Source organism: Streptomyces sp. C (assembly GCF_000158895.1).
GTDB classification, from domain to species: Bacteria; Actinomycetota; Actinomycetes; order Streptomycetales; family Streptomycetaceae; genus Streptomyces; species Streptomyces racemochromogenes.
In genome coordinates this window covers 3,636,811-3,647,357 of record NZ_GG657750.1, presented here as the reverse complement: position 1 = coordinate 3,647,357, position 10,547 = coordinate 3,636,811, and the positions used below count along the sequence as shown (strand labels likewise).

At 75.1% G+C, this 10,547-nt stretch carries 5 protein-coding genes and 1 pseudogene; all 6 read left to right on the top strand.

What is annotated here, in order from left to right:
* The first annotated feature begins 155 nt into the window (after window positions 1–155).
* Complete coding sequence (locus tag SSNG_RS16225) at window positions 156–1,670, top strand: methyltransferase (protein WP_007264938.1); 1,515 nt, start codon at window positions 156–158, stop codon at window positions 1,668–1,670.
* A 124-nt stretch (window positions 1,671–1,794) separates the two neighbouring features.
* A complete protein-coding gene (locus SSNG_RS16220; RefSeq protein ID WP_007264937.1) occupies window positions 1,795–1,992 on the top strand; it encodes a hypothetical protein in 198 nt (65 codons plus the stop codon).
* A 275-nt stretch (window positions 1,993–2,267) separates the two neighbouring features.
* A complete protein-coding gene (topA, locus tag SSNG_RS16215) occupies window positions 2,268–5,099 on the top strand; it encodes a type I DNA topoisomerase (RefSeq protein ID WP_007264936.1) in 2,832 nt (943 codons plus the stop codon).
* Between the two features lie 387 nt (window positions 5,100–5,486).
* The gene (gene tmk / locus SSNG_RS16210; protein WP_007264935.1) at window positions 5,487–8,771 is read left to right on the top strand and encodes a dTMP kinase; all 3,285 of its coding nucleotides are present in this window, start codon (window positions 5,487–5,489) and stop codon (window positions 8,769–8,771) included.
* Between the two features lie 106 nt (window positions 8,772–8,877).
* Entirely contained in the window at window positions 8,878–10,089 is a 1,212-nt protein-coding gene (locus tag SSNG_RS16205) for a DNA polymerase III subunit delta' (RefSeq protein WP_007264934.1), read from the top strand.
* Between the two features lie 191 nt (window positions 10,090–10,280).
* Window positions 10,281–10,547 (top strand): annotated as a pseudogene (locus SSNG_RS42980) (alpha/beta hydrolase); the annotation flags it as partial.

Below are 10,547 nucleotides of genomic sequence, written 5' to 3'. Positions count from 1 at the left end.
CCGGGATCCGATCGGATCCCGGCCGCCCGCGGCGTGCCCGGGCCCGGCGCACCGGGACCGGGAGCTCGGGCCCCGCGGGTTCCGGCGTTCCGGCGCGGGGTCCTGCAGCGCCGGGGCTCGTACGGAATGCCGACCCCAGCGGCCACAATGGTCGGGTGAGTACCACCAGCCTTCCCAAGCCCGACCACGCCGCCGAGCTCCGCGAGGCGTTCCTCGCCGCGGGGTTCACCGCCGACGGACTGCTCGACCTGCTCGGCGCCCCCGCCTACGCGGCGCTGGCCCGCAGCGAGACGGTCCCCGCCCTGCGCGCGACCCGCGGAGCGAACGACGGGGGGCTCGCGAGCCTGATCCGGCTGTTCCTGCTCCAGCAGCCGGAGCCGTACGTGCACGCCGCCGCCGTGATGCCCGTCGAGGGCGCCATCGCCGACGGCTGGCTGCGCCGGGAGGGCGACGAGGTGCACGCGACCGTCGACGTGCGCCCGTACGGCGGCCCCGACGGCGAGGACTGGTTCATCGTCTCCGACCTCGGCTGCGCCGTCGGCGGGGCCGGGGGGATCGGCAGCCGCGAGGAGGGCGTCGTGCTCGGCGTCGGCGGCGCCTCCACCACCCTGGCCGGGATCACCGTGCCCATCGCCGTCGGCTCGGCCCTCGACCTCGGTACCGGCTCCGGCATCCAGGCGCTGCACGCCGCCCAGCACGCCACCCGGGTCACGGCCACCGACGTCAACCCGCGCGCCCTGGAATTCACCCGTCTGACGCTGGCCCTCTCCGGGGCGCCGGAGGCCGAACTGCTCGCGGGCTCGCTGTTCGAGCCGGTGGGCGACGCCACGTACGACCTGATCGTCTCGAACCCGCCCTTCGTGATCTCGCCCGGCGCGCGGCTCACGTACCGGGACGGCGGCATGGGCGGTGACGACCTGTGCCGGACCCTGGTCCAGCAGGCGGGGGACCACCTCAACCCCGGCGGGTACGCGCAGTTCCTCGGGAACTGGCAGCACGTGGAGGGGGAGGACTGGCGCGACCGGGTCCGCTCCTGGGTGCCGCGCGGCTGCGACGCCTGGATCGTGCAGCGTGACGTGCAGGACGTGACGCAGTACGCGGAGCTGTGGCTGCGCGACGCGGGCGACCACCGCACGGATCCGGCCGAGTACGCGGCCAGGTACGAGGACTGGCTCGACGAGTTCGAGGCCCGCAAGACCAAGGCCGTCGGCTTCGGCTGGATCACCCTGCGCCGTACGGACGCGGCCGAGCCCTCGATCGTGGTCGAGGAGTGGCCGCACTCGGTGGAGCAGCCGCTCGGCGAAGCGGTCCTCGCGCACTTCGCCCGCCAGGACTACCTGCGCGACCACGACGACGCGGCCCTGCTGGCGGGGTACTTCCAGCTGACCGCGGAGGTCGTGCAGGAGCAGGTCGGCGCGCCGGGCGCGGAGGACCCCGAGCACGTGGTGCTCCGGCAGAACCGGGGGATGCGCCGCGCCACCAAGGTGGACACCGTCGGCGCCGGATTCGCCGGCGTGTGTGACGGCTCACTCAGCGCGGGCCGGATCCTGGACGCGATCGCGCAGCTGGTGGAGGAGGACCCGGTCGTCCTGCGGGACCGGACCCCGGAGGCGATCCGGATGCTGGTCGAGCAGGGGTTCCTGGAGCCCGTGCAGGGCCCCGCCCAGTAGCCGGCGGCGGTCGGCGCCGTGATGTAACCCGGGGTTCGCCTGCCGTATCCCCGCGGGTGGCAGGCTCCCGTTCAGCGGGGGATCCGGGGGGTCCCCCGAGCGGCCCGGGGGAAAGGGGAACGGCATGGAACGCGGTCCGGCGATCTTCGCGGCAGCCGTGTTCCTGCTGTTCGGGACCGCTCTGCTGGTCTGGACGGGGGCGCGCGCCTGGCATCGCGCGCCGGTGGCTGAAGGCGTGCGCCCCGTCGTGGCCGTACCGCTGGCCGTACTGGCCGGCGCGGGCTCGCTGGCCCTCGGCGTCTGGTGCCTCCAGCACATCTGAAGCGGCCCCCGGCGGCGGTCCGCCCCAGGTGCGAAACCCGACGTCGCGACCGGTGCGGGTGCGGGGCCAGACGGCCCCCGGGCCACCCTGGCCGGTGACCGGGAGGGGCCCGGCGCGGCATCCGGGCGGCAGAAATGGCACTTGTCGGGTTACCGTTCGAGTGGCCGTTGCGGGCTTGTGCCGTTTGACACGGGGGCGGGTTGTACCGTCACACTCCGCAGCGTCGTCGTACCGCGACCGAGTGCCGACCGTGCCGACCGGAGAGAAGAGCCAAGTTGTCCCCGACTAGCGAGACCGCAAAGGGCGGCCGCCGACTCGTCATCGTCGAGTCCCCTGCCAAGGCGAAGACGATCAAGGGCTACCTCGGCCCGGGATACGTCGTCGAGGCGAGCGTCGGGCACATCCGCGACCTCCCGAACGGGGCCGCCGAGGTCCCCGACAAGTACACCGGCGAGGTCCGCCGCCTCGGCGTGGACGTCGAGCACGACTTCGCCCCGATCTACGTGGTCAATGCGGACAAGAAGGCGCAGGTCAGGAAGCTCAAGGACCTGCTCGCCGAGTCCGACGAACTCTTCCTCGCCACCGATGAGGACCGCGAGGGCGAAGCCATCGCGTGGCACCTCCAGGAAGTCCTCAAGCCCAAGGTCCCCGTCCACCGGATGGTCTTCCACGAGATCACCAAGGACGCGATCCGCGACGCCGTCGCCAACCCGCGCGAGCTCAACCAGCGCATGGTCGACGCCCAGGAGACCCGCCGCATCCTCGACCGCCTCTACGGCTACGAGGTCTCGCCGGTCCTCTGGAAGAAGGTCATGCCGCGGCTGTCCGCCGGCCGCGTCCAGTCCGTCGCCACCCGCCTCGTCGTCGAGCGCGAGCGCGAGCGGATCGCCTTCCGCTCCGCCGAGTACTGGGACCTGACCGGCACCTTCGGCACCGGCCGCGCCGGTGACGCCTCCGACCCGTCGACCCTGGTCGCCCGCCTGAACACGGTGGACGGCAAGCGCGTCGCCCAGGGCCGCGACTTCGGCGCGAACGGGCAGCTCAAGAGCGAGGTGCTGCACCTCGACGAGGCGAACGCCCGGGCGCTGGCCGCCGCGCTGGCCGAGACCTCGTTCGCCGTCCGCTCGGTCGAGTCCAAGCCGTACCGCCGCTCCCCGTACGCCCCCTTCCGCACGACGACGCTCCAGCAGGAGGCCTCGCGCAAGCTGGGCTTCGGTGCGAAGGCGACGATGCAGGTGGCGCAGAAGCTGTACGAGAACGGCTTCATCACCTACATGCGTACGGACTCCACCACGCTCTCCGACACCGCGGTGTCGGCGGCGCGGGCCCAGGTCACCCAGCTCTACGGGGCCGACTACCTGCCGGAGAAGCCGCGCGTCTACGCGGGCAAGGTCAAGAACGCGCAGGAGGCGCACGAGGCGATCCGGCCTTCGGGTGATCGTTTCCGCACCCCCGCCGAGACGGGCCTGACCGGCGACCAGTTCCGCCTGTACGAGCTCATCTGGAAGCGGACCGTCGCCTCCCAGATGAAGGACGCGACCGGCAACTCGGTGACCGTGAAGATCGGCGGACGGGCGTCGGACGGCCGGGACGCCGAGTTCAGCGCCTCCGGCAAGACCATCACCTTCCACGGCTTCATGAAGGCGTACGTCGAGGGCGCGGACGACCCGAACGCCGAGCTCGACGACCGCGAGCGGCGGCTGCCGCAGGTCGCCGAGGGCGACGCGCTGACGGCCGAGGAGATCACCGCCGACGGCCACTCCACCAAGCCGCCGGCCCGCTACACCGAGGCCTCGCTGGTCAAGGAGCTGGAAGAGCGGGAGATCGGCCGCCCGTCGACGTACGCGTCGATCATCGGCACGATCCTCGACCGCGGCTACGTCTTCAAGAAGGGCACGGCCCTCGTCCCGTCCTTCCTGTCGTTCGCCGTGGTGAACCTGCTGGAGACGCACTTCGGCCGGCTCGTCGACTACGACTTCACCGCCAAGATGGAGGACGACCTCGACCGCATCGCGCGGGGCGAGGCCCAGTCCGTGCCGTGGCTGAAGCGCTTCTACTTCGGCTCGGAGGACGCCTCCGAGGTCGTACCGGCCGACGGCGACCACCTCGGCGGCCTGAAGGAGCTGGTCACGGACCTCGGCGCGATCGACGCCCGGGAGATCTCCTCCTTCCCGGTCGGCGACGGAATCGTGCTGCGCGTCGGCCGCTACGGGCCGTACGTGGAGCGCGGCGAGAAGGACGCGGAGGGCCACCAGCGGGCCGACGTCCCGGACGACCTTGCTCCGGACGAGCTGACGGTCGAGTACGCGCAGGAGCTCTTCGCGAAGCCGAGCGGCGAGTTCGAGCTGGGCGCCGACCCGGTGAGCGGCAACCAGATCGTCGCCAAGGACGGCCGCTACGGGCCGTACGTGACGGAGATCCTGCCCGAGGGCACGCCGAAGACCGGCAAGAACGCGGTCAAGCCGCGGACGGCCTCCCTCTTCAAGTCGATGTCCCTGGACACCGTCACCCTCGACGACGCCCTGAAGCTGATGTCGCTGCCGCGCGTCGTCGGCACGGACGCGGAGGGCGTGGAGATCACGGCCCAGAACGGCCGCTACGGCCCGTACCTGAAGAAGGGCACGGACTCGCGCTCCCTGGAGACCGAGGACCAGCTGTTCTCGATCACCCTGGACGAGGCCCTGGCGATCTACTCGCAGCCCAAGCAGCGGGGCCGGGCCGCGGCCAAGCCGCCGCTGAAGGAGCTGGGCACCGACCCGGTGAGCGAGAAGCCGGTGGTGGTCAAGGACGGCCGCTTCGGCCCGTACGTGACGGACGGCGAGACGAACGCGACGCTGCGGCGGGACGACGACGTCGAGACGATCACGCCGGAGCGGGGCTACGAGCTGCTCGCGGAGAAGCGGGCCAAGGGGCCGGCGAAGAAGACCGCGAAGAAGGCTCCGGCGAAGAAGGCCCCCGCCAAGAAGGCCCCGGCGAAGAAGGCGGCCGCCACGAAGACGGCGGCGGCCAAGAAGACGACGGCTGCCGCCAAGAAGACGACCGCGGCGAAGAAGACGACGACGGCGGCCGCGAAGAAGGCCGCGGCGGCTGCGCCGACGGACGAGTAGCCGAAGCCTCTGGGGGTGGGGCGGGGGTGCCGCTGCGCGGTGCTGCTCCCCGCCCCGCCCTTCGCCCGTTCCCTGGGGCTCCGCCCCAGACCCGCCTCAAACGCAGGCGGGGCTGGATTTTGCCGCTGCGCGGCAACTTCCAGCCCGCGCGGCGTTTGAGCGCACCGGGCGCGCAGCGCCCGGAACGGGTCCGGGCGGAGCCCGGGGAACGGTGGGAGGGCGGGTAGGGGACCTTGCCCCGCGCAGCGGCCGCCCCGCCCCCGGTGCAGCCGCGGAGCAGGGGGGAGGCGGGCCCCGGGGCGGAGCTCCGGAAGGTGGGTGGCGGGTCACACCCGGCGTCGTCCACAGGCCCCCGCAACGGCCAAGCGCAGCGGATAGGCTGGGCGGATGACGCGAGCCGAGCAGCCGACGGTCGTGACCGACTCCGAGAACCCCACCTACGACGAAGCCCTGGCCGCGGACTCCCGCGAGCGAGCGGTGCGCGCCCTGCTGCGCACACCCGGGCTGCGCCGGCTGTGGAGCGCGCAGCTGGTGAGCGGCATCGGGGACGCCCTCGCCCTGCTGGTGCTGGTGCTGCTGACCCTCCAGGCGGCCGTCACCGCCGGCCCCGAGGGTCTGTTCGGCGGCGGCTACCGGGGCGCGGCCTTCGCCGTCGCCGCCGTCTTCGCCGTGCGCTTCCTCGCCACCGTCCTGTTCGGCGCGGTCCTGCTCGGCCCGCTGGCCCAGCTCACCGCTCCCGGAGGCAAGCTCGACCGCCGTTGGACGATGGTCGGTGCCGACGGGCTGCGGATCGGGCTGTTCGTCGTCGCCCCGCTGTGGCTCGACTGGATCCCCGCGCACGCGACGATCGCGCTGCTGGGCACCGTGTTCGTCTCCGGCGGTGCCGAGCGGGTGTGGACGCTGGCCAAGGAGAGTGCCGCGCCCGCGCTGCTGCCCGCGCCGCCGCCGGAGGGGGCGACCGTACGGCCCCTGCCCGACCACCTCGACGCGCTGCGGCGGCTCTCGCTGCGCACCGCCTTCGCGGCGATGCCCGTGGCGGCCGCCGCGCTGCTCGCCGCGACCCTGACGGGGCGGGCGCTGGCCCTGGGCGTGGACTGGTTCGCCGCGAACCAGGCGGCGCTGGGCTCGTACGTGGCCGCCGGCCTGTTCGCCGCGTCCCTCTCGCTGCTGGTGCCGCTGACGCTGCCCGCCGTGAAGACCCCGAGGCCGCGTTCCCCGCTGGAGGGCCTGCGGGCCCCGCGGGCGGGCGACCGGCCCGAGAAGGGCCGTACGGGCGCGATCCGGCTGCTCGTGGCGGCCTGCGCCGCCGTCGCGGGGGCGATCGCCTTCGCCGCGTCCGTGTCCGTGCTGCACGCCTTCGACCTCGGCGGCGGCCCGTCCGCGTACGCCCTGCTGGTGCTCGCCCTCGTCGGCGGTACCGCGCTGGGGATCCGCGCCGCACAGGCCGGCAAGGTGCTGCCCGCGCTGTCCCGGCGCCGGCTGCTCGCCCTGGCCGTCGCCGTGGCCGGGCTGGCGCTGCTGCTGACCGGGCTGGTCTCCGACACGGCGACCGTGCTGTTCCTGGCGCTGCTCGCGGGCACCGCCGCGGGCGTCGCGGCCAACACCGGGCACACCCTGCTCGACCAGGAGACCGAGGAGTTCCGCCGGGTCCGGGTCACCGAGCACCTGCAGGCCGTTGTCCGGGTCGCGGTCGCCCTCGGCGCGGTCGCCGCCCCGCTGGTGGCCGCGGCGATCGGCCCGCACCGCGTCGGCGGGCAGTCCGGCCTCTGGCACGGCGGCGCCGGCTACGCGCTGATGCTGGCCGGCGTGCTGCTGCTGCCCGTCGCGGTGGTGGTCCTGGTCAGGGCCGACGACCGGCGCGGGGTCCCGCTGCGCCGCGACCTGCGCGAGGCGCTGCGCGGCGGGGAGCCCGTACAGGCCCCGCCCACGACCGGGTTCTTCATCGCCCTGGAGGGCGGCGACGGGGCCGGGAAGTCCACCCAGGTGCAGGCGCTGGCCGAATGGATACGCGGCAAGGGCCACGAGGTCGTCGTGACCCGCGAGCCGGGCGCCACCCCGGTCGGCAAGCGGCTCCGCTCGATCCTGCTGGACATCTCCTCCGCCGGGCTGTCCAACCGGGCCGAGGCCCTGCTGTACGCCGCCGACCGCGCGGAGCACGTGGACTCGCTGGTCCGGCCCGCCCTGGAGCGGGGCGCGGTGGTCATCACCGACCGCTACATCGACTCCTCGGTGGCCTACCAGGGTGCCGGGCGCGACCTGTCCCCGACCGAGATCGCCCGTATCTCCCGCTGGGCCACCGGCGGTCTCGTGCCGAACCTGACCGTGCTGCTCGACGTGTCCCCGGAGACCGCCCGGGAGCGGTTCACGGAGGCGCCGGACCGGCTGGAGTCCGAGCCGACCGAGTTCCACCAGCGGGTGCGGGCCGGGTTCCTGACGCTGGCCGCCGCCGACCCCGGGCGCTACCTCGTGGTCGACGCCGGGCAGGATCCGGGCTCGGTGACCACGGTCGTGCTCCATCGCCTGGACCGGATGCTCCCGCTCTCCGAGGCCGAGGTGGCGGCGCAGCTGGAGGCCCGCCGGCTCGCGGAGGAGGAGGCCCGGCGCAGGGCCGAGGAGGAGGCCGCGCGCAAGGCCGAGGAAGCCCGGCTGAAGGCCGAGGAGGAGGCACGCCTGGCCCGGGAGGCCGAGGAGGCCCGGCTGCGCGCCGAGGCCGAGGCGGCCCGCCGTGCCGAGGAGGAGCGGCTGAGGGCCGAGGAGGAGGCCCGGGCCCGGGCCGAGGCCGAGCGGCTGCGTGCCGAGGCGGAGGAGAAGGCCCGCGCCGCCGAGCGGGAGCGGATCCGGCTCCAGGAGGCGGAGGAGGCCCGGCTGCGTGCCGAGGCCGAGGAGCGGCGCCTGGAGAAGCAGCGGCGCGCCGAGGAGGCCCTGCTGCGGGCGGAGGAGGCGCGCCGGCTGGCCGAGGCCTCCGCGGCCGCCGCGGCCGCCGAGCGGGCGACCCGCGCCGCACAGGCCCAGGCCGCGGCCGAGGCGCAGGCGGCCGCCGAGGCACGTGCTGCGGCCGACGCCCGTGCCGAGGCCCTAGCGCGGGCCCGGGCGGAGGCGCAGGCCCGGGCGGAGGCTGAGGCCCGTGCGGCGGCCGCGCAGGCCCCGGCGGCGTCCGCCGGGCAGTCCGCGCCGAGGGTCGACATGCGCAAGGAGCCGCTGCCGGACGACGCCGTCACGGTCGAGACGCCGGTGGTCCGCCGGTTCGTGCAGCCCGACGACGTGACCCAGACCGTTCCGGTGCCCAAGATCGACCCGCGCGCCCCGCGTCCCGTGGACGAGACGGCCGTACTGCCGCCCGTGCGCCCGGAGGGTCCCGCGGGGGACGAGGCCCGGCAGGCCGCGTCCGGGCGGACCCGTCCGGCGGAGCGGCCGACGGAGCCCCACTCGCAGGAGGCCCCCGCCGACCGGGTGCCGCCGGGCATCTTCCGGGACTCGGGGAACGACGTGACCCGTGAGCTCCCCGTCGTCGGTGACGACGGCCGGCCGCGGCGGGCCCCGTCCGACTGGGCCGAGGCGACCCCGATGGACGACCTGCCGACCCTGGCGGACGAGCTGCTGGGCCCGCGCCGGGACGACGAGGACGGCCAGGACGACGCCGACGGGCGGGGCAGGCCGCGCCGCCGCCGCTGACGGCGCGCCCCGGTCCGCGGGAAGTGACCGCGGGCGGGGGATGTCGGTGGCGGGCGCCACAATGTGAGCAGGCAGTGTCGACGGAGAGTGAAAGGCGGTGGGCGGCATGCCCGTGTGGGAAGACCTGGTGGGTCAGGACCGTGTGCAGGCACAGCTGGCCGCCGCGGCCCGCGACGCCGACGCCCTCGTCACGGCCGCCGGGCAGGGCGCCCCGCCGCCGCCCGCGTCCAAGATGACGCACGCCTGGCTGTTCACCGGCCCGCCCGGCTCCGGCCGGGCCACCGCCGCCCGCGCCTTCGCGGCGGCCCTGCAGTGCGTCAGCCCGGACCGCGCCCTCGGCGGTGAACCGGGCTGCGGCTTCTGCGACGGCTGCCACACCACCATGGCCGGGACCCACGCCGACGTGGAGATCGTGCGAACCGACCTGCTGTCCATCGGTGTGAAGGAGACCCGGGACCTGGTTCGCCGGGCCCAGCTGTCGCCGGCCGTCGGGCGCTGGCAGGTCATCGTCCTGGAAGACGCCGACCGGCTCACCGAGGGCGCGGGCAACGTTCTCCTCAAGGCCGTGGAGGAGCCCGCTCCGCGGACGGTGTGGCTGCTGTGCGCGCCCTCCCTGGAGGACGTGCTGCCCACGATCCGCTCCCGCTGCCGGCACCTGACCCTGACGACCCCGTCCGTGGCGGCGGTGGCCGACGTCCTGGTCCGCCGGGACGGCGTGGAGCCGGCTGCCGCGGCGGCCGCCGCCCGCGCGACGCAGGGCCACATCGACCGGGCCCGCAGGCTCGCCACCGACGAGGCCGCCCGGGCCCGCCGCGCCGCCGTCCTCAAGCTCCCCCTGCGGGTGGACGACGTGGGCGGCTGCCTCAAGGCCGCGCAGGAGCTGGTCGACGCCGCCGCCGAGGACGCCAAGCAGGTCGCGGAGGAGGTCGACACCAAGGAGACCGAGGAGCTGAGGGCCGCGCTCGGCGCCGGAGCGGGCGCGGGCGGCCGGCTGCCGCGCGGCACCGCCGGGGTGATGAAGGAGCTGGAGGACCGCCAGAAGCGCCGCCGCACCAGGACGCAGCGCGACAGCCTCGACCTCGCCCTGACCGACCTCACCGGCTTCTACCGGGACGTGCTGGCCCTCCAGCTCGGCTCCGCGGTGGCCATCGCCAACGAGGACATACGGCCGGACCTCGACCGGATCGCCCGCGCCTCGCGCCCCGAGCGCACGCTGCGCCGCATCGAGGCGGTCATCGCCTGCCGGCAGGCCCTCGACCGGAACGTGGCGCCGCTGCTTGCGGTGGAGGCCATGACGATGGCGCTCCGCGCGGGCTGACTGCCCGCGCGCCCCGGTACGCGCCCCGCTTCACCCGTACGAGCGGTCCCGCGCGGAGCGCCGCGGGGGCCCGGTACGCGCCGCATGCCCGGCCGGTGCCCGGAAGGCGCCGGGTCGGGGCGGCCGCACGGACTCCCGGCCGGGCTCCGGCGCGCCCGACGGGGGCGGCCGGCAGCACGTAGGCTCGCCGCATGGACACCAGGCGCCTGCTGCGTACCGCCGGAACCGTGATCGCAGCCGCCGGGCTGCTGGTCTCCGGGTGCACCACCGGGGGGCCCGGGGCAGCGGCCTCGGCCGAGCCCACCGCGGTCCCGGACGCCCTGCGCCCGTACTACGGCCAGAAGCTGAGCTGGCGCGACTGCGGTGTCCCCGGCTTCCAGTGCTCCACCCTGAAAGGCGCCGCTGGACTACGCGGACCCCGGCTCCGGGCAGGACGTCGAGCTTCGCCGTGGCCCGCA

Coding starts and splice junctions, on each gene's coding strand:
- SSNG_RS16205 (WP_007264934.1), top strand. CDS start 8,878: ATGCCCGTGTGGGAAGACCTGGTGGGTCAGGACCGTGTGCAGGCACAG.
- SSNG_RS16220 (WP_007264937.1), top strand. CDS start 1,795: ATGGAACGCGGTCCGGCGATCTTCGCGGCAGCCGTGTTCCTGCTGTTC.
- tmk (WP_007264935.1), top strand. CDS start 5,487: ATGACGCGAGCCGAGCAGCCGACGGTCGTGACCGACTCCGAGAACCCC.